The sequence below is a fragment of the Streptomyces sp. DSM 15324 genome, assembly GCF_001514285.1.
Classification (GTDB): domain Bacteria; phylum Actinomycetota; class Actinomycetes; order Streptomycetales; family Streptomycetaceae; genus Streptomyces.
In genome coordinates, this window is record NZ_KQ949023.1 from 711,519 (window position 1) to 732,772 (window position 21,254).

Consider the following 21,254-nt stretch of genomic DNA (forward strand, 5'->3'; position numbering starts at 1 on the left):
GTCGCCAGGCGCAGGACAAGGGATTCGTGTGTATGAGTTCGAGGGAGCGTGGGCCCTGGGGTGGAGGTCAACGTCCTGCATAACCCGGGGCGTACTCCTCTGTGTGGTGTGGGGCGAAGTCGTCCGGCATGGAGGTCGTGTCCAGGTAGAACCACTTGGCGGTGGGGCCGGGGGGGTGGAGGTGTGCGGCGGGGGAGGGGGGTGGGGTGGGCCGGTTTCGGAGGGGGCGGTGGGCCAGTCGGTTTCCGTGGGCCGGTTGTGGGTGGGGCGTGAGGGGTGGGGCTGGTTGGGAGAGGGATGGTGGTCCGGGGTGAGTGTGCCCGGCAGTAGGAGTTCCACCCGGGTGCCCTTGGCTCGTTGTTGGGTCGTGAACTGGTTCACCTGGCTGCGGCACGCGTGGTCCAGGTGGGTGACGCCGGTCAGGTCGAGGCGGATGCGGGGTTTGCCGGATTCGGCGGCCGACTCCAGGGCCTCGATCACCTGCGGCAGGCGCAGGAAGGTCGCGTTGCCAGTCATGACCACCTTCGCCGTGTCCTCCTCCAGGTGCTGCCACCAGGGACGCCGTGATCTCCGTGGCCAGGTCGGGCTCCGCGGCCTTCGCCGGGCACTGGGCCATATTCTTCACAGGGTTCTTCGTCTTCGGGGTCCGGGCCCTCGCTCCCCTTGTCCTTGTGGCGTGCGCGCCGCTCATGCCGCGTGCACCCGGAACAGGCCGTCTTCGTCCAACTCGTGCACCCGGCCGGTGTCCACCTCGTAGTACCAGCCGTGCAGCCGCAGCCGACCACTGTCCAGCCGACGTCGAGCGGACGTCGAGTTGCATGTCATGGACAAGGGGCCCGGGATGACCGAGGAGCAGCGCCGCCGTGCGTTCGAGCGCTTCTGGCGCGCCCCGGGCGCCCCGAAGGGCGGTACGGGGCAGGGGCTGGCCCTGGTGCAGCGGCTGGCCCATGCGAGCGGGGGCGAGGCGGTGCTGCGGTGGGCGCCGCTCGGCGGTCTCGACGCGGTGGTCCGGCTGCCGGTGGCGCCGGACCGGGCCGGCGGCGGTCCGGGGGTCCCGTCGCAGGGCTTGAGGAGACCGCTCCAGACGGCCGCCCCCGGGCGGGCGGCGCTGACGGCGTACGGAAGGACCGACGGCGACCCGGGTCGACGCTGACCCGGGTCACCGTGGGGCCCACCGCCGCCGGTGGGGCTCACGCCTGCCGGTGGGGCTCACGCCTGCCGGTGGGGTTGGCCGTCTCCGGTGGGGCTCACGCCTGCTGGTGTGGTTCCCCGCCGCCCTCGGGGCTTGCCCCCCGCCGGTGGGGTTCCCCGTCTCCGGTGCGGTTCAGGCCCGCCGGTGTGGCTCCCCGCCGCTCCCGGGGCTCACCCCCTCCGGTGGCGCTCGCCGCCGCCCGCGTGGCTTCCCCGCCGGCTCGCGTGGTCAGGCCGCCGCGCGTACCTCGTACGTCGCGATGCGTACCGTCTCGTCGTCCAGGCACTCCCCCGACACCAGGTCGAAGCGCTGCTTGAGCAGCGGCGAGGCGACGAACGGGCGGCCCCGGTGGGTGCCGGTCAGGCCGCGGGAGAGGACCGCCGCGCCGCTGAACGGGTCACGGTTGTCGACGGCGTACAGCTCGCCCGCGCGGTCGCGGAAGAGGGCGACCTGGCGGCCGTCGGGCAGCAGGGCGGCCACGCCGCGGCCGGGGGTCAGCGCGGTCAGGTCGCAGACGGTGAACCAGTCCTTGTCCAGGCGGAGTTGGATTTTGAGGTCGGTCGTCTCGGGGGCCAGGGTCATCGCTGGGCGCTCCCTTCCAGGGGACGGTGGCCGATGGTCAGCAGCGGCAGGTCGGGCTTGATCTGGTCGCGCTCGGGGACGAAGCCGACGACCGGGTCGGGGGTGTCGGGCGCGTTGACGAAGGACACGAACCGGGCGAGCTTCTCTGGGTCGTTGATGGTGGTGGCCCACTCGTCGGCGTAGTGCGCCACGTGGTCCGCCATCAGCGACTCCAGCTCCTCGCAGATCCCGAGGGAGTCCTCCACGACCACGTCACGGACGTGGTCGAGGCCGCCGGGGATCCGCTCCAGCCAGGTGGAGGTGCGCTCCAGACGGTCCGCGGTGCGGATGTAGAACATCAGGAAGCGGTCGATCAGCCGGATCAGTTCGGCGTCGGTGAGGTCCTGGGCGAGCAGGTCCGCGTGGCGCGGGGTGGCGCCGCCGTTGCCGCCGACGTACAGGTTCCAGCCGTTGGAGGTGGCGATGACGCCGAAGTCCTTCGACTGGGCCTCGGCGCATTCGCGGGCGCAGCCCGAGACGGCGGACTTGAGCTTGTGGGGGGAGCGCAGGCCCCGGTAGCGCAGCTCCAGGTCGATCGCCATGCGGACGGAGTCCTGGACGCCGTAGCGGCACCAGGTCTGGCCCACGCAGGACTTGACGGTTCGGAGGGACTTGCCGTACGCGTGGCCGGACTCGAAGCCGGCGTCCACCAACCGGGTCCAGATGAGAGGGAGTTGCTCGACTCGGGCGCCGAACATGTCGATCCGCTGACCGCCGGTGATCTTCGTGTAGAGGCCGAAGTCGCGGGCGATCTCGCCGATCACGATCAGGCCCTCGGGGGTGATCTCACCGCCGGGGATGCGCGGGACGACGGAGTACGAGCCGTTCTTCTGGAGGTTGGCGAGGAAGTGGTCGTTGCTGTCCTGGAGCGCCGCCTGCTCGCCCTCCAGGACATAGCCGCTCGCACCGATCGTGGGGGCCAGCGAGGCGATGATCGAGGCGATGGCCGGCTTGCAGATCTCGCAGCCGTCGCCGCCCCGGGCCTCCTCGCGGCCGTACCGGTCCAGCAGGCCCTGGTAGGTGTTGATGCGCAGGGCGAGGACGATCTCGTACAGCTCCTCGCGGGTCTGGGTGAAGCAGCCGCACAGGCCCTTGTCGACCTCGACGCCGGACGCCTCCAGTTCTGCGGTGACCAGCCGGCCGAGGACCTTGACGCAACTGCCGCAGCCCGTACCTGCCTTGGTGCACTTCTTGACCTCGGGCACGGTGGTGCAGGAGTGCTCGGTCACCGCGCCGCGGATCGCGCCCTTGCTGACGTTGTGGCAGGAGCAGATGATCGCGTCGTCGGGGAGGGCGGACGGGCCGAGCTGGGCGCCGCCGCTCGCGCCGGCCGGCAGGACCAGCGACTCGGGGGAGACCGGCGGGACGGACCCGGTGAACGCCTTCAGCGTGCCGTACGCCTCGGCGTCGCCGACCAGGATGCCGCCGAGCAGGGTGCCGTCCCGGCCGATGACCAGCTTCTTGTACAGGCCCGCGCGGGAGTCGGAGTAGACGACGTCGAGGCAGTCGGCGGTGGTGCCGTGCGCGTCGCCGAAGGACGCCACGTCCACTCCGAGCAGCTTCAGCTTGGTGGACAGGTCGGCGCCGGTGAAGGCGGCCTCGTCGGCGGCGATGGTCGCCGCGGCCGTCTCGGCCTGCTCGTAGCCGGGGGCGACCAGGCCGTAGACCCGGCCGTCCGCCGCCAGCGCGCACTCGCCGATCGCGAACACGTGCGGGTCGTTCGCCGTACGGCACTGCGCGTCGACCGCGATGCCGCCGCGCTCGCCGACGGTGAGGCCGCAGTCCCGGGCGAGCTGGTCCCGCGGCCGGACACCGGCGCTGAACACCACCAGGTCGGTGGCGAGTTCGGAGCCGTCGGACAGCTTCATCCCGGTGACGGCACCGGTCTCGTCGACCACGATCTCCTGGGTGCCCACGCCCGTGTGGACGCTCAGGCCCATCTCCTCGATGGTGCGCAGCAGGGCCGCGCCGCCGCCCTCGTCGACCTGGACGGGCATCAGCCGGGGCGCGAACTCCACGATGTGGGAGGTGAGTCCGAGGCCCTTGAGGGCGCCGGCCGCCTCCAGGCCGAGCAGGCCGCCGCCCACCACGGCACCCGTCGTCGCGGTCCTGGCGTACTCCTCGATCGCGAGGAGGTCCTCGATGGTGCGGTAGACGAAGCAGCCCCGGGCGTCCTGGTGGGGGACGGGCGGGACGAAGGGGAACGAGCCGGTGGCGAGGACGAGGGTGTCGTAGGCGACGACCCGACCGGACTTCGCGGTCACCGTCCGGGCCGTGCGGTCGACCGTGACGGCCGGGTCGCCGACGTACAGCTCGATGCCGTGGGCCGCGATGAACTCCATGTCGGTCAGGGAGAGGTCCTCGGGCGTCCTGCCCGAGAAGTACGAGGTGAGCGCCACGCGGTCGTACGCGGGGCGGGGCTCCTCGCAGAGCACCACCACGCGGTGCGTGGCGGTCAGGCCGCGCTCGGCGAGCGCTTCCAGGAAGCGCTGGCCGACCATGCCGTGGCCGACGAGCACGATCGTGGGGGTGGCCTCCGTGGCCTCCGGGGTGGCGGTCATCAGGAGCCTCCGTCGTGGGTGAGCAGGTGGAGCAGGGGGCCGCCGTCGGACGGGAGCGGCTCTGCTCCCTCCCAGGCGCGCGCCAGCGCGCCGACGGTGCCGAGTGCGCCGACGAGGACCCCACCGACCAGGCGGTCGTCGCGGACGACGACCTTGCGGTAGGTCCCCCGGGTGGCGTCGGCGAGCTGGACGACGTCGTCGCCGGGGCGCGGCTCGGTCTCGCCGAACGCGGCGAGGTCGAGGACGCCGTTCCCGGAGAGGGTGAGCCGGGTGAGGGCGCGGGTGCCGGTGTAGCGGGCGGCCGGGTCGCCGGCGAGCGACTCGGCCAGGATGTCGGCCTGTTCGAGCGCCGGGGCGGCGAGGCCGTACACGGTTCCGTCGTGCTGGGCGCAGTCCCCGATCGCGCGGATGTGCGGGTCACAGGTGCGCAGCGTGTCGTCGACGAGGATGCCCTGGTGGACGGCGAGCCCCGCCTCCTTGGCGAGCCCGGCGCGCGGGGAGACCCCGCAGGCCAGCACCACCAGGTCGGCGTCGAGCGCGTAGCCGTCGGACATCTCCACGGAGCGGACCGCGCCGCCGACGCAGCGCACGTCGCGGACCCGGCACTCGGTGTGCACCTCGACGCCCAGGTCGGTGAGGTGCCGGCGCACCAACCGCGAGGCGGTGGGGTCGAGCTGACGCTCCATCAGTCGCTCGGACTGCTGGGCCAGGACGACCTGGGCGCCGCGCGTGGCGAGGGCCCGGGCGGCGGACACCCCGAGGAGTCCGCCGCCGATGACGACGGCCCGCGCGCCCGGCCGTACGGCCTTCGACAGACCGAGGCAGTCGTCCAGGGTGCGGAACGCGTGGACGCCCTCGGGCAGCACGTGGTCCGGGGTGAACAGACCGCGCAGGGGCGGCAGTACGGGGTTGGAGCCGGTGGCCAGGACCAGCGTGTCGTATGCGATCTCCGAGCCGTCCGCGCAGGTGAGGGTGCGCCGGGTGCGGTCGATGCCGGTGACCTTGGCCCGGAGCAGTCCGGCGGGCGCGGGCAGCGCGATCACCTCGGGGGCGTACCGGCCGGCCAGCACCTCGGCGAGCAGGACCCGGTTGTACGGGCGGTGCTCCTCGTCGCCGACGAGCAGCGCGGGCACGCCCAGCTCACCGAGCCGGCGGGCGAGTCGGACGCCCGCGAGGCCGGCGCCGATCACCACCACACGCGAATTCGAGGTCATGCCCTTGAGCGTGCGGTGCGGAGGTTACCCGGTCGCATCACGGCTGTTTCCCCGGAGGAACGCTGCCCTCAGCGGGGGAGGGGCGGGGGTGTGAGGGTTTCCGAGGGGTGCGTGGCCTGTGCATTCATACGGGCCGTAGGGTCCTGACCATGCCCGACATACCCCTCGCCATGATCGCCCTCCTCTGCCTGGCCGCGCTCGCCGCGGGCTGGATCGACGCGGTGGTGGGCGGAGGCGGGCTGCTGCTCCTGCCGGTGCTGCTGCTCGGCCTGCCCGCCGGGACCCCGGCCGCGTTCGCGCTCGGCACCAACAAGGCGGTGGCGATCGTCGGCACCTCCGGTGCGGCGGTGACCTACGCCCGCAGGGCGCCGGTGGAGGTGCGCACCGCCGTACGGATCGGCCTCGCGGCGCTCGCGGGGTCCTCGGCGGGGGCGTTCTTCGCGGCCGGGATGAGCACGGAGGTGCTGAAGCCGCTGATCATGGTGGTGCTGCTGCTGGTGGCCGCGTTCGTGATCCTGCGCCCCGCCTTCGGCACCGCCCCGGCCACCGGCCCCGCCACCCGCCGCCAGGTCCTCGCCGCGATCGGCCTCGCGGGCCTCGGCATCGGCTTCTACGACGGTCTGATCGGCCCCGGCACGGGCACCTTCCTGGTCCTCACGCTCACCGCGACCCTCCACCTCGATCTGGTCACCGCCTCGGCCACCGCCAAGATCGTCAACTGCTGCACCAACGCGGGCGCCCTCGCCACCTTCGCCTGGCAGGGCAGCGTGCTGTGGCAGCTGGCCGCGCTGATGGCCCTCTTCAACCTCGCGGGAGGCACCCTCGGCGCCCGCACGGCCCTGAAGAAGGGCAGCGGGTTCGTGCGGGTGGTCCTGCTGACGGTGGTGTTCGCGCTGGTGGGGAATCTGGCCTGGCAGCAGTGGGTCGCCTAGCCCCGCCTAGCCACGGCTGCCGGTGAGGTGGGCGAAGACGACCACGTTGCCCTGGTAGCCGGTGGTCTTCGCGTAGGCGCCGCCGCAGGTGATCACCCGTAGCTCGGGGCGGGCGGCGGCGCCGTAGACCCTGGCGTCGGGGAAGTGGCGGGCGTCGTAGACCTCCACCGCGTCCACGGTGAAGACGGCGACCGTGCCGTCGCGGCGGTCCACCTCGACGGTGCTGTGCTTGCGCAGGGCGCCGAGGTCGTAGAAGACGGCGGGGCCGTCGGCGGTGTCGACGTGGCCCGCGACGATCGCGGTGCCCCGTTCGCCGGGGGTCGTCCCCGCCTCGTACCAGCTGGCCAGGTTCTCGCGGTTGGCGGGCGGGGCGGCGAGGCTTCCCGCCGGGGTGAGGGACAGACCGGTCAGCGGGGCGTCGACGTGGAGGGCGGGGATACGGATACGGGTGGGCGGGGACGGCGGGAGTGCCGGGAGCGCAGGGGCGGAACGTATCGCCGTGTTCGTGCCGTTGCGGTTGCCGCCGCTGCTACGGCCGGTGCCGGTGCCCGTGCCCGCGTCCTCGCCCGAGTGCGCCTGGGCGGCCGTCGGCTGCGGCGGGGCGTGGGTCTCGGTGCCGTGGTGCAGCAGCCAGGTGCCCGCGCACAGGGAGGCCACGGTGACGGCGGCTATGAGGGTGTTGCCGACCCTGCGCATGCGGATCCCGACCTCTCTGTCTACGGGCGCCCCGTACCCCCCTCCGGGCCGCGAGGGGCGTCGGGCCCGGAGGGGGAGGGGACATGCGGTACCGCTGGACGGACAGCGGAGGGTGTCCGTCAGATCCCGTCGCCTCTCGCCCGGCGATGCAGGAGCCAGGTACCGCCCGCGGCGGCGACGGCGAGTGCCGCCACGCCGGCCGCGGTCTGCACGGGGTCGGGGCCGAGTGCGCCGCCGACCCCCGTCTTCACACTTCCGCGCGGGGCGACCGGCCGCCGCGCCGAGGCCAGCGCCACCTCCAGGTCCCCGGTGAGCCGTGGGCCGCCCCGCGCGCACTGCGCGACGATCTCGTACGTCCCCGGCTGCGCGCTCGGCGGCACCCGGAACGTGCCGCTCGCCCCGCCTCGCTGCCCGCCCGGCACGAGGGTGAACCGGCCGGCGCCCACCGCGCCCGCGTCGCCCGCCGCCGTGCCGTCCGTGCCGCACGCCGCGGTGTGCACCGTGACCGGGTCGCCGGGGACGACCCCGACGGGGCGGATCTCCAGGTCCGTGCCCACCCCGCGCGCCCCGTTCGCCGGGACGGCGGTCCCGCCCGCGACGGCGACGGCGAGCGCGGTGCTGGTCAGCAGACGGGTGGTACGTCGCATCGTCGCTCCCTCGCAGCGCCTCGGATCGTGTCCCTGCCCTTTCGAGGTAAGTCCCCGCAGGACGCCGGCGCTCCCTGAAGGGCTGTCAGGAATGGGGTGAACGGGTGTCGGGGCGCGCCGGGACCGGGGGGTGCGGGCGTCCGTTTCGGCAGGTCACCGGGGTGGGTCCGCAGGGCCGGGAAAAGGCGGCGGAAAAGGTGCCCCCAGGGGGTGTGAACGGGTGACCGAGGCCGGTCAGCGGCGGGCCGACCAGTCGCCGCCCCGCAGACGCTCGCCCCGTGCGCGCAGCCGGGCGGCCACCGCGGGGGCCGCCAGATAGACCCAGGCCCGCACCGGGCCCGCCTCCGTCGTCACCTCGCGGACCACCCGCTCGTACAGGCTGCGCGGATCGCCCGGCGTGTACTCCTCCAGCCGGTCCAGTTCGGCGAGCAGCCGCCCGTAGGTCCCGGGGCGGGCGGTGACGAGATCGCCGGTGACGGTCCCGCCGGGTTCGTCGACGGCGTAGGGGTAGCCGGGGCCGTCGTAGAGCACGGCGTCCGTCAGCCGGGCCGGTTCCTCGCGCAGGGTGCGGCCGCGCAGGAAGAGGCCGTGATTGACCTCGCCGGGGCGCAGGGTGCCGTAGACGAAGAACGGCAGGTGGGGCCGGGGCGGGGTGGTCGGGTCGCTCACGGGGACGATTCTCTCCCGGGCGGGTGCCTGCCGGGAGTGCCTCCCTTTCACCGGCCCCTCCTCGTGGTTCAGGGGCGGAGGCACTCTGGACATGACTTGTCATGCCCTCTTAAATCGCAGGACGGCATCAGGCACCGCTCTCAGCACGACCTCAGGCACGACCTAAGGCACCGCTTTCAGGCACGACCTCAGGTACCACCTCTGCGCCACCCCCACACGCGCCCCCACGGCGCCCTTCCGAGGAGACCGAGCAGACTGATGAGTCGGATACGGCAGCACGTCCGAGGTTCCCGTCTCGCCACCGCCGGCATCGCCGTCACCACGGCCACCCTGCTGGCCGCCGTACTCTCCCCGGCCGCCGACGCGGCCGGCAGACCCACCCGCGCCACCGCGCTCGACCACGCCGCGGCCGCCCTCGTCGAGCACGCCGCGAGCCTGGGGCTGACCGCCCCCCAGGACACCGCCGTCCGGGACGTCGTCATCGACAAGGACGGCGCCCAGCACGTCCGCTACGACCGCACCTACCGCGAACTCCCCGTCCTCGGCGGCGACTTCGTCGTCCACCTGGCGCCCGACGGCACCTACCGCACGGCGAACCGGGCGACCCGGGCGGCGATCTCGCTGCCCACCATCACCCCCCGTATCTCCGCGCCCAAGGCCGCCGACGCCGCCGTGAACGCGCTGCGCGCGGCGGCCGGCCTCGGCAAGGCCCTCAAGCAGGTCAAGGCCAAGCCGCAGCTGGTCGTCGACGCCCTGCACGGCACCCCGAAGCTCGCCTGGCGCACCGACGCCGTCGGCCTGGACTCCCTCGGCAACCCGGTCGCCCGCACGGTGCTGACCGACGCGCGCACCGGCGCGCAGATCGACGCCTGGGACTCCATCGAGACGGTGACCGGCGACGGCAAGTCCCTCTACGGCGGCACGGTGCCGCTGGAGACGACGCTCTCGGGATCGTCGTACCAGCTCAAGGACCCCAACCGCGGGAACACGTACACCGGTGACGCGGCGAACAAGACCGACCTGTGCATCTTCGGCATCTGCATCAGCCGCGCGCCCGCGACGCTGTTCGCCGACACCGACAACCACTGGGGCACGGGCGCCTCCTCCGACCGCTCCACGGCCGCGGTCGACGCGCAGTACGGCACCAACGTGACCTGGGACTACTACAAGAACGTGCACGGCCGCAACGGCATCGGCAACGACGGCAAGGGCTCCTACAACCGCGTCCACTACGGCAACGCCTACAACAACGCCTTCTGGGACGACAGTTGCTTCTGCATGACCTACGGCGACGGCGACGGCACCCAGCTCGGCCCGCTGGTGGGGCTGGACGTGGCGGGGCACGAGATGTCCCACGGCGTGACCTCGAAGTCCGCCAACCTGACCTACTCGGGCGAGTCCGGCGGCCTGAACGAGGCCACCTCGGACATCTTCGGCAGCCTGGTCGAGTTCTACGCCAACAACGCCTCCGACACAGGTGACTACCTGATCGGCGAGAAGATCGTCCGCTCCGGCTTCGGCCGGGACGCCCTGCGGTACATGGACAAGCCCAGCAAGGACGGCAGTTCCGCCGACTACTGGAGCAGCTCGGTCGGCAACCTCGACGTCCACTACTCCTCGGGTGTCGCCAACCACTTCGCCTATCTGCTGGCCGAGGGCAGCGGCTCCAAGACCATCAACGGCGTCACCTACAACTCCCCGACGTACAACGGCTCCACGGTCACCGGGATCGGCCGGGACAAGCTGGGCGCCATCTGGTACCGGGCGCTGACGGTCTACATGACGTCGTCCACGAAGTACGCGGGCGCCCGGACGGCGACCCTCAACGCCGCCCGTGACCTCTACGGCTCCGGCAGCACGGAGTACAACGCGGTCGCCGCCGCGTGGACCGCGGTGAACGTGAACTGAGCCCGGCCGCGGGGCCGTTCGGTCCTGCGCGGTGTGCGGGAGGCGAGTGCGCCAGGTGAAGGGGGCGTGAAAGCTACTCGCTTTCCCGCACACCGCACATCCGGTTAGGCTCCCTGCGCGCACGACCGGCGCGACCAGGGGGAACCGGGGGTAACAACGCATGACCGAGGAAGCCGGGAGAGTCGCGGCGACCGGGCGGGGGCCGAACGCGTGGGTGCAGGTCATCTCGGCGTTCGTGGTGGTGGCGGCGCTGGCGGGGGGCTTGTGGAAGGCCCAGAAGGACCACGTCGCACGGGAGGACGCCGCCGCGGCGGCGCCCGTCGGGCCGATCTCCTGCTCGTCGGCGGCACCCACCGGGGTGCCGACGATGGTGCGGGCCGGGGTGAAGTACGTCTCCGCCAACCAGCTCTGCCAGGCGCTGAACCGCCCCGACCTGGCCGCCCTGCTCGGCACCCCGGGGGAGCGGGCGCTGTCGTACAGCGGTGACGACGACTCCGTCACCCTGGGCGGCAGTGACGTCCCGGCACCCGAGATGAACGTCACCCTGCGCACGTACTCCGTCGAACTCTCGGCGTCCTTCGACCACTTCGCGGTCCAGGACATGGCCGGCCTGCTGGGCGGCGACGCCCGGGAGCGCACCTTCCTCGGGCGCCCGGCGGTGCTGTACTCGGACCGGACCTACTCCTACTTCTGGGGCATCCGTCCCCCCGAGGACCGGGCCGCCGGCGCGCCCAGCCACCCCACCCGCCGGCTCGTCGTCGCCCGGGACCCGAAGGACGGCGGCGGCTCCTACGACATCGCCCTGTGGCGCGAGGACGCCGAGCGCCCGGACGACGCGGTGCTCCTGCGGCTCGCCGCGCGGATCCTGCCGACCTTGCCGGGGTGGGGCGGTTCCGGCTCCTGACGCGCCGACGGCCGGCACCCCGCACGGGGTGCCGGCCGTCGGCGGTGGCGGGGCTCAGGCCGCCGTCTCCCGCTCCCACGAGGCGGGCTGCTGCGGGGCGGGCTGCTGCGGGGCGGTGGCCGGCCGCGGCGCCCGCCCGGGGTTCCGCATGACCAGCGCCGCCAGGACCGCCGCCGCCAGGGTGCCGATCGCGCCGACCGTGAAGGCCGTGGTCATCGACGCGGTGAACGCCTCGCGGGCCGCGTGGACCAGTGCCGGGTCGCCGTGCGCAGTCGCGAGCGCACCGGCGATCGAGCGGCGGGCGGCCTCGGGGGCGTCGGCCGGCATCCGCTCGGTGTAGCCGCCGGCGAGGAGGGAGCCGAGGATCGCGATGCCGAGGGCGGTGCCGGCCTGCTGCACGGTGTCGTTCAGGGCCGATCCGACGCCCGCCTTGTCCTCGGGGATGGTGCCCATCAGCGCGCTCACCGCGGCCGGCATCGCCATGCCCGCGCCGAAGCCGAGCAGGCCCAGGGCGACGGCGGGGACGGTGAACCCGGAGCCGGCGTCGACCGTGGTCAGCAGGGCGAAGCAGACGGCCATCACCAGCAGGCCGGCGACGACGACGCGCCGGTTGCCGGTCCGCGCCGCCAGCTTCACGCCGAGTGCGTTGCCCGCCAGCGCGGCGACGGCGAGCGGCAGGAAGGCCAGGCCCGCCTCGATGGGGGAGCGGCCGAGGACGAACTGAAGGTACTGGGTGAGGACCAGCAGCAGGCCGCCGTTGCCGATCTGGACGAGCGCCAGCGACAGCGAACCGCCGCTGAAGTCACGGTGCTTGAACAGGACCAGCGGGACCATGGGGGTCTCGGTGACGTTCTCCCAGACCACGAAGCCGGTCAGGGCGAGGACGGCCACCGCGAGGGAAAGGGCCGAGCGGCCGCCGAAGGCCCCGTGCTGCGGGATCTCGATGATCCACCAGACCAGCGCGGTCATGCCGACCGCCGAGAGCACGGCGCCCAGCGGGTCCGGCTTCTGCCAGGGTGCCCGCGACTCCGGCATCAGGACCACACCCGCGACGAGGGCCAGGGCGACGACCGGGACGTTCAGGAAGAAGATCGAGTGCCAGGAGAAGTGGGCGATCAGGACGCCGCCCAGCACCGGACTGCCGACCAGGCCGAGCATCGACACCGAACCCCAGGCCGCCATGGCCTTCCCGCGCTCCTCCTCGTCGAAGACCGTGATGAGGATGGAGAGGGTGGAGGGCATGATCAGCGCGCCGCCCACGCCCATCGCGGTGCGGACGGCGATCACCTCGCCGGGGCTGGTGCAGACCGTCGCCGCGAGGGAGGCGGCCCCGAAGAGCACCAGGCCGATCAGCATCACCCGCCGGCGGCCGAAGCGGTCGCCGAGGCTGCCCGAGGTGAGCAGGAGACCCGCGAAGACCAGGATGTAGGAGTCGAGGATCCACTGGGTGTCCTGGGCGCTCGCCCCGAGGTCCTCGGTCATCGAGGGCACCGCGACGGTCAGCGCCATGCTGTCGATCGTCAGGACCAGCGTGCTCAGGCACAGCACCACGAGGATCCACCAGCGGCGTGGAGTGCGGCTTTCCATGGGGTCGGGTCCCTTCCCGTCGGGGTGCGTACGGTGTTCCGCCGTGTGCGTACACCGTTCCGCTCGGTGCGTACAGCGTTCTAGGCGATGCGTACGGTGTTCCGTGCGATGCGAACACTGTACGCAGAGCGGAACGGTGTGCGCAAGGCTCGAACTCTGTACGCTTGAGGCGCACGATGTACGCCACCCGTCCTTCGACCCCGATCCGGAGGGGATCTCATGGCCGCCGCCCGAACGAAGAACCCGAACCCCGTGCCCTCCGTCTGGACCCGGCAGAAACGCGAACCCGACCAGCCCTCGCTGAGCCGGGCCGCGATCGTGCGGGAGGCCGTCGCGATGCTGGACTCCGAGGGCATCGAGGCGCTGAGCATGCGCAAGCTCGGCGCCCGGCTGGGCGCGGGCGCGACCTCCCTCTACCGGCACGTCGCCACCAAGGACGAGCTGATGGAACTCGCGGTCGACGAGGTCGCGGCCGAGGTGCACGTCCCGGCGATCGAGGGCGCCGACTGGCGTACGGCCGCCACGGGGGCCGCCGCCTCCTTCCGGGCCGCGGCCCTGCGGCACCCCTGGCTGTCCTCGGTCCTCGGGCAGGCGGGCCTCGCCTACCTCGGCCCCAACCTCATGGCCTTCTCCGAGCGCCTCGCCGCCCTGTTCACGGCCGCCGGGTTCCCCGAGCCGAACCGGGCGGCCGAGCCGCTGCTCAGCTATGTCATCGGCATCAGCACCACCGAGGCGGCCTGGCTCACCACGGTCGCCCGCTCCGGCGAGACCGAAGCCGAGTTCCTCGCGCGCCTCATGCCCGCCGCCCAGCGGGCCGCCGCGCCCTACGAACACCTCGCGGTGGAGTACGCCGTCGAGACGGCCGACCCCACCGCCCTGCGCGAGGAGAAGTTCCGCTACGGCCTGGAGACCGTCCTCGACGGCCTCGCCCTGCGTCTGCCCCGCTGAGTCCTACGGGGCGGCGATCTCCACCCGCACCGCGCACACCTTGAACTCCGGCATCCGCGAGGTCGGGTCCAGGGCCGGGTTGGTCAGGGTGTTGGCGCGGCCCTCGCCCGGCCAGTGGAACGGCATGAAGACGGTGTCCGGGCGGATCCCGGGGGTGATGCGGGCGGGTGCCACGGCCCGGCCGCGCCGGGACACCACGGCCAGCGGATCGCCCTCGGACGCGCCGAGCCGCGCCGCGAGCCGGGGGTGCAGCTCCACGAACGGGCCGGGCGCGGCGGCGTTCAGCTCGTCCACCCGGCGGGTCTGCGCACCGGACTGGTACTGCGCGACGACCCGGCCGGTGGTGAGGAGCACCGGGTACTCCTCGTCCGGCTCCTCGGCGGCCGGCCGGTGCGAGACGGGCACGAACCGGGCCCGCCCGTCCGGGGTCGCGAAACGGTCGAGGAAGAGACGGGGAGTGCCGGGGTGCGCTGCCGACGCCGGTGACGGGTCTGTCGCCGACGCCGGCCCCGCCGCCGGGCACGGCCAGAACACGCCGTTCTCCTCCGTCAGCCGCCGGTAGGTGATCCCGGAGTAGTCCGCGATGCCGCCCGCGCTGGCCCGGCGCAGTTCCTCGAAGACCTCCTCGGGCTCGGTGGGGAAGCCCTTCTCCACGCCCAGCCGGTCCGCCAGTTCGTGCAGGATCTCCAGATCGCCGCGGACGCCGTCGGGCGGGGTCAGCGCCCGTCGGCGCAGCAGCACCCTGCCCTCCAGGTTGGTCGTCGTGCCCGTCTCCTCCGCCCACTGGGTGACCGGCAGGACCACGTCCGCGAGGGCCGCCGTCTCCGACAGCACCACGTCGCACACGGCGAGGAAGTCCAGCGCCCTGAGCCGCTCCTCCACATGCGCGGCCCGCGGCGCCGACACGACCGGGTTGGACCCCATCAGCAGCAAGGACTTCACGTCCGTGCCGAGCGCGTCCAGCAGTTCGTAGGCGCTGCGTCCCGGTCCGGGCAGCGTGTCGGGGTCGACGCCCCACACCTCGGCCACGTGCCGGCGCGCCGCCGGATCGTCCAGCTTGCGGTAGCCGGGCAGCTGGTCGGCCTTCTGGCCGTGCTCACGCCCGCCCTGCCCGTTGCCCTGGCCGGTGAGGCAGCCGTAGCCGGACAGCGGCCGGCCCGCGCGTCCCGTGGCCAGGCAGAGGTTGATCCAGGCGCCGACCGTGTCGGTCCCCTTGGACTGCTGCTCGGGTCCGCGCGCGGTGAGCACCATCGCGGCCTCCGGCTCGCAGAACAGCCGTACGGTCTCGCGGAGTTCGGGCACGGACACCCCCGTGATCCGTTCCACGTACTCCGGCCAGTGCGCCATGGCCGTCGCGCGGGCGTCCTCCCAGCCGACGGTCCGTTCGGCGACGTACTCCTCGTCGACCAGCCCCTCGGCGACGACGAGGTGCAGCAGTCCGAGCGCCAGCGCGAGGTCGGTCCCCGGCCGCGGCGCCAGGTGCAGGTCGGCCTGCTCGGCGGTCCGGGTGCGGCGCGGGTCGACGACGACCAGCGTGCCGCCGTTCTCCCGCAGTTCGTGGAGGAAGCGCAGGAAGGGCGGCATGGTCTCGGCGGGGTTCGACCCGACGAGGATCACGCACCCTGTGCGCGGGATGTCCTCCATCGGGAACGGCAGCCCCCGGTCCAGGCCGAACGCCTTGATGCCGCCCGCCGCCGCCGAGGACATGCAGAAGCGGCCGTTGTAGTCGATCTGCGAGGTGCCGAGCACCACGCGCGCGAACTTGCCGAGCGCGTACGCCTTCTCGTTCGTCAGCCCGCCCCCGCCGAACACCCCGAGCGCGTCGGCGCCGTACGCGGACCGTACGCGGGTCAGCTCCCGGGCGGTCCGGTCCAGCGCCTCCTCCCAGGAGGCCGGCACGAGTGCGCCCCCGGAGCGCACCAACGGCGAGGTCAGCCGCACGCCCGGCGCGAGCACCGCCGGCGCTGTGCGGCCCTTGCCGCACAGCGCGCCCCGGTTCACCGGGAAGTCCGGGCGCTCGACCACCTCGACTCCCCCCGTGGGCAGGGGCGACAGGGCCATCCCGCACTGTAGGGCGCAGTACGGGCAGTGGGTGGGCGTCGAGGTGGTCCGCATGCGGTTCAGCGTGCGTCGCCCGTGTTACGCCCCGTGCGGTCTCCCGTTACGGCGGTGTGGTCGTGCCCTCCCCGGCGCGCGGGCGTCGGCGTGAGGGGTGCGTGAGGAGCGGGTGTGGCGCAAGACACCTCACGTGTCTCATTTTGTCCCGTAGTTGGCCGGTCTCCCATGGTTGAGAGTGGAAAAGTCGCCACTACAGTCGAGAGACGCGTACGACCCGCACGTCATCGCACGGCATCGCACGACCGCACGGCGTTCGAAATCCCGGGCACGTCACGGCCCCGGACATGTCACCCGACACTCGAACCAGCCTGGAGGTCCCCCGAACATGCCTCTGCGCCATCTCACCCCCCATGACCGGCAGCTCTTCCTCCGGTACGGCCGCGGCCCCGCCGTCCACGTCCCGGATCCGCTGATCCACCGGGCCGTCGAACGGCAGGCCGCCGCCCATCCCCACGCGGTCGCCGCCGAACACCAGGGCGCGACCCTCACCTACGGCGAACTGGACCGGTACGCCGACGCCGTCGCCGCCCGGCTGGCCCGCGAGGGCGTCCGACCCGGCGATCACGTCGGACTCTTCGTCCGCCGCTCGATCCCGATGCTCGTCGGCCTCCTCGGCATCCTGAAGGCCGGCGCGGCCTACGTCCCCCAGGATGTCGGTCTCGCGCCGCGCGCCCAGCTCGACCACGTGGTGCGCACCGCCGCGGCCGCCGTCGTCCTCACCCAGCGCGAGCACCTCGCGCGGGTGCCGGCCGGCCCCCGGGTGATCGCCCTGGACGATCCCCTGGACGACTCCCTGGACGACTCCCTGGAACCGGCTCCGGCGCCCCGCCCCCGGATCGCCCCCGACGACGGCTGCTACGTCCTGTTCACCTCCGGCACCACAGGCCGCCCCAACGGGGTGAAGGTCACCCACCGCAACGTCGCCAACATCCTGCTCACCGAGCCCGGTGCGCTCGGCATCCGCCCCGGCGACCGCGTGGCCCACCTCCTCAACGTGGCCTTCGACATGGCCGCCTGGGAGATCCTCGGCTGCCTGGCACACGGCGCCACCCTCGTCCTCCGCGGCAAGGACATCGCGGCGGCCGCGCGCACCGCCACCGTGCTGATCGCCACCCCGACCGTGCTGTCCGGCATCGACCCGGCGGCCTGCCCCCGGGTGCGGGTGGTGGCCGTCGCCGGGGAGCCCTGCCCCCGCCCGCTCGCCGACCGCTGGGCCCGCGGCGCGGCCTTCTTCAACTGCTGCGGCCCCACCGAGACCACCATCGTCAACACGATGAGCCGCCACGACCCGGCCGACCCGCTCCTCACCATCGGCCGCCCCACGCCCAACAACACGGTGTACGTCCTCGACGCCGACCGCCGTCCGCTGCCCATCGGCGAGACCGGCGAGATGTGGGCGGGCGGTGACTGCGTCTCGGCGGGGTACCTCGGCGACGAGGCCCTGAACGCCGAGCGGTACGCCCCCGACCCCTTCCTCGGCGGCGGCCGTCTCATGTTCCGCACCCGCGACCTGGGCCGCTGGACCCCGGACGGCCGGCTGGAGCACCTCGGCCGCACCGACGACCAGGTCAAGGTGCGCGGCTTCCGGGTGGAGCTGGACTCGGTCTCCTCGGTCCTGGAGCGGCTCCCCGGCTGCACCCGGGCGGTGACCCTGCGGCGCGACGCCCGCAGTCTGGTCTCGTTCGTGTGCCCGGCGGACGTCGACCCGGACGCGGCCCGCCGCGCGGTCGCCGAGGTGCTGCCGTACTACTGCGTCCCCGTTGATGTCATGCCCCTGACATCCTTACCCGAGACCGACCGCGGCAAGATCGACAAACCGGCGCTGCTGCGGCTGGCCCAGGACAGGGCGACGGTCCCCGGGGACCGGGACGGGGTGGCGGTGTCCGAGGGCCGGGACTGTGCGGTGGTGTCCGAGGGCCGGGACGGGGTGGCGGTGTCCGAGGGCCGGGACGGTGCGGTGGTGTCCGAGGGCCGGGACCGTGCGGTGGTGTCCGGGGACCGGGACGGGGTGGCGGTGTCCGAGGGCCGGGACGGTGCGGTGGTGTCCGAGGGCCGGGACTGTGCGGCGGTGTCCGAGGGCCGGGACTGTGCGGTGGTGTCCGGGGACCGGGACGGGGTGGCGGTGTCCGAGGGCCGGGACCGTGCGGTGGTGTCCGGGGACCGGAACCGGGTGGCACTCTCCGAGGGCTCCGACCGTGCGGCGGTGTCCGGGGACCGGGACCGTGCGGCGGTGTCCGGGGACCGGGACGGTGCGGCGGTGTCCGAGGACCGGGACCGTGCGGCGGTCTCCGAGGAGCGCGACCGAGCGACGGGGTCCGAGGGCCGGGACCGGGTGGCAGTCTCCGAGGGCCGCGACCGTGCGGCGGTCTCCCAGGACCGGGACCGGGACCGGGTGGCGGTGACCCGGTGACGACCTCCCTGGACCGTGCCTCCCTCGGACCGCCCCCGCTGCTGTCCGCGCCCCGCCGCCTCCTCAAGCACCCCCGCCTGATGCACTACAACCGCCTCGCGGCCCTGGTCCTCACCGTCAACGCGGCCTATGCGGGGCTCAGCCGGCCCCTGGCCGACCGCTCCCTCGCCCACGCGGCCCTCGCGAACCTCGCCCTCGCCGTCCTCGTCCGCCAGCAGTACGTCGTCAACCTCCTCTTCAAGCTGGCGACTTCGGCCCCGACCCACTGGCCGCTCCGGCTGCGCTGGACGCTCGGCAAGGTCTACCACTTCGGCGGACTGCACGTGGGCGGGGCGCTGGCGGGCGCCGCCTGGTTCCTGGCGCTCACCCTGCGGACACGGAACGGGCCGCTGCTGGCGGTGAGCTGGACCCTGGTGGCGCTCCTGGCACTGATCGTGGCGACCGCCCTGCCCCCCTTCCGCTCCCGCCGCCACGACACCTTCGAGAAGATCCACCGCTTCGGCGGCTGGACCGCCCTCGCCCTGTTCTGGACGCACACCCTGATGTCGGCGCCCGGCCCGGTGCCGGTGGCGGTGCTCGCGGTCGTCACCTTCAGCGTCGCGCTGCCCTGGCTGCGGCTGCGCAAGGTCGCCGTGCACATCGAACGCCCCTCCCCGCACGTGGCGTTGGCCCGCTTCGACTACGGCGAGACCCCGTTCGCCGGCTCCTCCACCGCCATCAGCCGCAGCCCGCTGAGGGAGTGGCACTCCTTCGCCAACGTCCCGGCCCCCGGCGAGTCCGGCTTCCGGCTCACCATCTCGCGGGCCGGCGACTGGACCGGCTCCTTCATCGACGACCCGCCCGCGACGGTCTGGACGAAGGGCATCACCACGGCCGGCGTCGCCAACATCGAGGTCCTCTTCCGCAAGGTGGTGTACGTGGCGACCGGCAGCGGCATCGGCCCCTGCCTGCCCCATCTGCTCGCCGCCGAGGTCCCCTCCCGGCTGGTCTGGGCCACCCGCGACCCGCGCGCGACCTACGGCGACGCCCTCGTCGACGAGATCCTCGCCGTCCAGCCGCACGCCGTCGTCTGGGACACCTCCCGCGACGGCAAGCCCGACATGGTGGCCCTCGCCTACGCCGCCTACCGGGACTTCGGGGCGGAGGCGGTCATCTGCATCTCCAACAAGAAGCTGACCTGGCAGGTCGTGCACGGGCTGGAACGGCGCGGGATTCCGGCCTACGGCGCGATCTGGGACTCGTGAGAGGAGCCGCCGGGATGACGAACCTGAAGCTGGAACGCGAGGGCGCGGTCGTGACCGTGACCCTGCACCGCCCGCACGTCCGCAACGCCCTGGACTCGGCGCTGCTGGCCGAACTCATGGACGCCTTAAGCCCGTTGGAGGAGGACCCCACCGTCGGCTGTGTGGTCCTCACCGGCTCCGGGCGGGCGTTCGCCGCGGGCGCCGACATCCGGGAGATGGCCGACCGGACGGCCGTGGAGATGAGGGACGCGGACTGGTTCGGCGGCTGGGAGGAGTTCGCCGACCTGCGCCTGCCGAAGATCGCCGCGGTGGACGGGTACGCCCTGGGCGGCGGCTGCGAGCTGGCGATGATGTGCGACCTGGTGATCGCGGGGGAGTCCGCGCTGTTCGGCCAGCCGGAGATCACCCTCGGCGTGATCCCCGGCATCGGCGGCACCCAGCGGCTGACCCGCCTGGTCGGCCGCGCCAAGGCGATGGACCTCATCCTCACGGGCCGCACCATGGACGCCGCCGAGGCGGAACGCGCGGGCCTGGTCTCCCGCGTCGTCCCGGACGGCCGGGCCCTCACCGAGGCCCTGGCGGCGGCCGCGACGATCGCCTCGTACGGCCGGCTCGCCGTGCGCGCGGCCCGGGAGTGCGTGGACCGGGCCCTGGAGACCGGCCTGCGCGACGGCGTCCGCCACGAACGGCGCGTCTTCCACGCCCTGTTCGCGACCCAGGACCAGAAGGAGGGCATGACGGCGTTCCTGGAGAAACGCCCGCCGGTGTTCCGGGGCCGCTGACGACCGGGGGCGGGAGCGGCGGCCTCACTCCCGCCCCCGGTCACTCCCTGTCACTTCCCTGCCGCGAGCGCCCGCGCCACGCCCTTCTCCTTCGGGCCGAGGAACCGCGGATCCGGCTCGAACAGCGCGTCCAGGGCCGCCTTGCCGGCCGCGAAGATCTCCCGGGTGCCCCCGTAGTACCAGGTCACATCGTGCTTGGCGGCGACACCGACACCGTAGGAGTCCACGCCCGCCGCCTCGCACAGGGCGACCGCCCGCCGGATGTGGAAGTCCTGGCTGATCAGCACCGCCCGGTCCACCCCGAAGATCTTCCTGGCGCGGACACAGGAGTCCCAGGTGTCGAACCCGGCGTAGTCGCTGACGATCCGCCCGTCCGGCACCCCGTGCCGGGTCAGGTAGGCGCGCATCGCGTCCGGCTCGTCGTAGTCCTCGCGGCTGTTGTCGCCGGTGACCAGGACGACCTCGATCCGGCCCGCCCGGTACAGCTTGGCCGCCGCGTCGAGCCGGTGCGCCAGGTACGGCGACGGCTCGCCGTCCCACAGCCCGGCCCCGAAGACCACGGCGACCTCCCGGCGCGGCGCCCCGGCCGTCGTGCCGATCCGGTCGCCCGTGGACACGAACAGCCAGGTGGCCGGCAGCAGCGCGAGCACACACCCGGCCATCGCCGTCTGCACCAGCCGGCGCCACCCGGCACGGGTGCGCGGCAGCCGCGGTCGACGGATCTTCATGAGGTGCCCCCTGCGTGCGTCCGGGTCGCGTGGATCGGCGTCGGAATCCCGTTCGGCCAGGAAAGACGCGGCGTACGGTGATCCGGTTCGCTC

At 73.4% G+C, this 21,254-nt stretch carries 15 protein-coding genes and 4 pseudogenes; 8 read left to right on the forward strand and 11 right to left on the reverse strand.

Translation table 11 applies throughout. From position 1 onward, the window contains the following. Positions 1-67: 67 nt before the first annotated feature. Positions 68-549, reverse strand: a pseudogene (locus tag AQJ58_RS44195) (SulP family inorganic anion transporter); the annotation flags it as partial. Positions 550-687: 138 nt separating this feature from the next. Then, positions 688-804 (reverse strand): annotated as a pseudogene (locus tag AQJ58_RS40345) (carbonic anhydrase); the annotation flags it as partial. Between AQJ58_RS40345 and AQJ58_RS44200 the strand changes: the two are divergent. After that, a pseudogene (locus tag AQJ58_RS44200) lies at positions 779-1,153 on the forward strand (sensor histidine kinase); the annotation flags it as partial. The pseudogenes AQJ58_RS40345 and AQJ58_RS44200 sit on opposite strands and share 26 nt — an antisense overlap. Positions 1,154-1,420: 267 nt before the next feature. Here AQJ58_RS44200 and nirD read toward each other — a convergent pair. The 3 genes from nirD to AQJ58_RS03045 are packed head-to-tail and all read right to left on the reverse strand — an operon-like array spanning position 1,421 to position 5,588. Then, complete coding sequence (gene nirD, locus AQJ58_RS03035) at positions 1,421-1,774, reverse strand: nitrite reductase small subunit NirD (RefSeq protein WP_067244484.1); 354 nt, start codon at positions 1,772-1,774, stop codon at positions 1,421-1,423. Continuing rightward, the gene (gene nirB, locus AQJ58_RS03040) at positions 1,771-4,374 is read right to left on the reverse strand and encodes a nitrite reductase large subunit NirB (protein WP_067244486.1); all 2,604 of its coding nucleotides are present in this window, start codon (positions 4,372-4,374) and stop codon (positions 1,771-1,773) included. Before nirB ends, nirD begins: the two co-directional genes overlap by 4 nt. Then, complete coding sequence (locus AQJ58_RS03045) at positions 4,374-5,588, reverse strand: NAD(P)/FAD-dependent oxidoreductase (protein WP_067244488.1); 1,215 nt, start codon at positions 5,586-5,588, stop codon at positions 4,374-4,376. Before AQJ58_RS03045 ends, nirB begins: the two co-directional genes overlap by 1 nt. 149 nt (positions 5,589-5,737) lie before the next feature. Between AQJ58_RS03045 and AQJ58_RS03050 the strand changes: the two genes are divergently transcribed. Next, positions 5,738-6,520, forward strand: a complete 783-nt coding sequence (locus AQJ58_RS03050; RefSeq protein WP_067244490.1) for a sulfite exporter TauE/SafE family protein — start codon at positions 5,738-5,740, stop codon at positions 6,518-6,520. A gap of 6 nt (positions 6,521-6,526) precedes the next feature. Here AQJ58_RS03050 and AQJ58_RS03055 read toward each other — a convergent pair whose 3' ends face one another. The 3 genes from AQJ58_RS03055 to AQJ58_RS03065 all read right to left on the reverse strand — a co-directional run bounded on the left by AQJ58_RS03055 (position 6,527) and on the right by AQJ58_RS03065 (position 8,532). Further along, positions 6,527-7,216, reverse strand: a complete 690-nt coding sequence (locus AQJ58_RS03055) for a class F sortase (RefSeq protein ID WP_199844517.1) — start codon at positions 7,214-7,216, stop codon at positions 6,527-6,529. A gap of 119 nt (positions 7,217-7,335) precedes the next feature. Then, a complete protein-coding gene (locus tag AQJ58_RS03060; protein WP_067244492.1) occupies positions 7,336-7,863 on the reverse strand; it encodes a hypothetical protein in 528 nt (175 codons plus the stop codon). Positions 7,864-8,097: 234 nt separating this feature from the next. Beyond that, entirely contained in the window at positions 8,098-8,532 is a 435-nt protein-coding gene (locus AQJ58_RS03065) for a gamma-glutamylcyclotransferase family protein (protein ID WP_067244494.1), read from the reverse strand. 258 nt (positions 8,533-8,790) lie between these two features. On the opposite strand from AQJ58_RS03065, the gene AQJ58_RS03070 reads away from it, so the two are divergent. Continuing rightward, complete coding sequence (locus AQJ58_RS03070) at positions 8,791-10,440, forward strand: M4 family metallopeptidase (protein ID WP_067244496.1); 1,650 nt, start codon at positions 8,791-8,793, stop codon at positions 10,438-10,440. A 160-nt stretch (positions 10,441-10,600) separates the two neighbouring features. Continuing rightward, positions 10,601-11,344: a DUF6215 domain-containing protein gene (locus AQJ58_RS03075; RefSeq protein ID WP_067244498.1), complete on the forward strand. Its 744-nt coding sequence runs from the start codon at positions 10,601-10,603 to the stop codon at positions 11,342-11,344. Positions 11,345-11,398: 54 nt separating this feature from the next. On the opposite strand, the gene AQJ58_RS03080 is transcribed toward AQJ58_RS03075, so the two are convergent. Beyond that, positions 11,399-12,931 carry an MFS transporter gene (locus AQJ58_RS03080; RefSeq protein WP_067244500.1) on the reverse strand — a complete coding sequence of 511 codons (1,533 nt, stop codon included), beginning with the start codon at positions 12,929-12,931 and terminating at the stop codon, positions 11,399-11,401. Between the two features lie 219 nt (positions 12,932-13,150). Here AQJ58_RS03080 and AQJ58_RS03085 point away from each other — a divergent pair, with 219 nt between their 5' ends. After that, positions 13,151-13,879 carry a TetR/AcrR family transcriptional regulator C-terminal domain-containing protein gene (locus tag AQJ58_RS03085; RefSeq protein WP_067244502.1) on the forward strand — a complete coding sequence of 243 codons (729 nt, stop codon included), beginning with the start codon at positions 13,151-13,153 and terminating at the stop codon, positions 13,877-13,879. Positions 13,880-13,882: 3 nt separating this feature from the next. Here the strand turns inward: AQJ58_RS03085 and AQJ58_RS03090 are convergent, their stop codons facing one another. Continuing rightward, positions 13,883-15,994: a molybdopterin oxidoreductase family protein gene (locus tag AQJ58_RS03090; RefSeq protein ID WP_067244503.1), complete on the reverse strand. Its 2,112-nt coding sequence runs from the start codon at positions 15,992-15,994 to the stop codon at positions 13,883-13,885. A gap of 328 nt (positions 15,995-16,322) precedes the next feature. Here AQJ58_RS03090 and AQJ58_RS03095 point away from each other — a divergent pair. The 3 genes and pseudogenes from AQJ58_RS03095 to AQJ58_RS03105 form a co-directional block, all read left to right on the forward strand. Then, positions 16,323-17,852: pseudogene (locus AQJ58_RS03095) on the forward strand (amino acid adenylation domain-containing protein); the annotation flags it as partial. Between the two features lie 551 nt (positions 17,853-18,403). Beyond that, on the forward strand, positions 18,404-19,651 hold the full coding sequence (locus tag AQJ58_RS03100; protein ID WP_067244505.1) for a ferredoxin reductase domain-containing protein: 1,248 nt from the start codon (positions 18,404-18,406) through the stop codon (positions 19,649-19,651). 14 nt (positions 19,652-19,665) lie between these two features. Beyond that, positions 19,666-20,433 (forward strand): enoyl-CoA hydratase-related protein, encoded by a 768-nt coding sequence (locus AQJ58_RS03105; protein WP_067244507.1) that lies wholly within the window; start codon positions 19,666-19,668, stop codon positions 20,431-20,433. Positions 20,434-20,483: 50 nt separating this feature from the next. Here AQJ58_RS03105 and AQJ58_RS03110 read toward each other — a convergent pair whose 3' ends face one another. Then, positions 20,484-21,161, reverse strand: coding sequence for a SanA/YdcF family protein (locus AQJ58_RS03110; RefSeq protein ID WP_067245703.1), 678 nt, complete (start codon positions 21,159-21,161; stop codon positions 20,484-20,486). Positions 21,162-21,254: the final 93 nt, after the last annotated feature.

Excerpts from the sequence above, each read along its gene's own strand:
- AQJ58_RS03110 (WP_067245703.1), bottom strand. The coding sequence starts at position 21,161 with ATGAAGATCCGTCGACCGCGGCTGCCGCGCACCCGTGCCGGGTGGCGC.
- AQJ58_RS03090 (WP_067244503.1), bottom strand. The coding sequence starts at position 15,994 with ATGCGGACCACCTCGACGCCCACCCACTGCCCGTACTGCGCCCTACAG.
- AQJ58_RS03080 (WP_067244500.1), bottom strand. The coding sequence starts at position 12,931 with ATGGAAAGCCGCACTCCACGCCGCTGGTGGATCCTCGTGGTGCTGTGC.
- AQJ58_RS03105 (WP_067244507.1), top strand. The coding sequence starts at position 19,666 with ATGACGAACCTGAAGCTGGAACGCGAGGGCGCGGTCGTGACCGTGACC.
- nirD (WP_067244484.1), bottom strand. The coding sequence starts at position 1,774 with ATGACCCTGGCCCCCGAGACGACCGACCTCAAAATCCAACTCCGCCTG.
- AQJ58_RS03045 (WP_067244488.1), bottom strand. The coding sequence starts at position 5,588 with ATGACCTCGAATTCGCGTGTGGTGGTGATCGGCGCCGGCCTCGCGGGC.
- nirB (WP_067244486.1), bottom strand. The coding sequence starts at position 4,374 with ATGACCGCCACCCCGGAGGCCACGGAGGCCACCCCCACGATCGTGCTC.
- AQJ58_RS03050 (WP_067244490.1), top strand. The coding sequence starts at position 5,738 with ATGCCCGACATACCCCTCGCCATGATCGCCCTCCTCTGCCTGGCCGCG.
- AQJ58_RS03060 (WP_067244492.1), bottom strand. The coding sequence starts at position 7,863 with ATGCGACGTACCACCCGTCTGCTGACCAGCACCGCGCTCGCCGTCGCC.
- AQJ58_RS03085 (WP_067244502.1), top strand. The coding sequence starts at position 13,151 with ATGGCCGCCGCCCGAACGAAGAACCCGAACCCCGTGCCCTCCGTCTGG.
- AQJ58_RS03070 (WP_067244496.1), top strand. The coding sequence starts at position 8,791 with ATGAGTCGGATACGGCAGCACGTCCGAGGTTCCCGTCTCGCCACCGCC.
- AQJ58_RS03075 (WP_067244498.1), top strand. The coding sequence starts at position 10,601 with ATGACCGAGGAAGCCGGGAGAGTCGCGGCGACCGGGCGGGGGCCGAAC.
- AQJ58_RS03055 (WP_199844517.1), bottom strand. The coding sequence starts at position 7,216 with ATGCGCAGGGTCGGCAACACCCTCATAGCCGCCGTCACCGTGGCCTCC.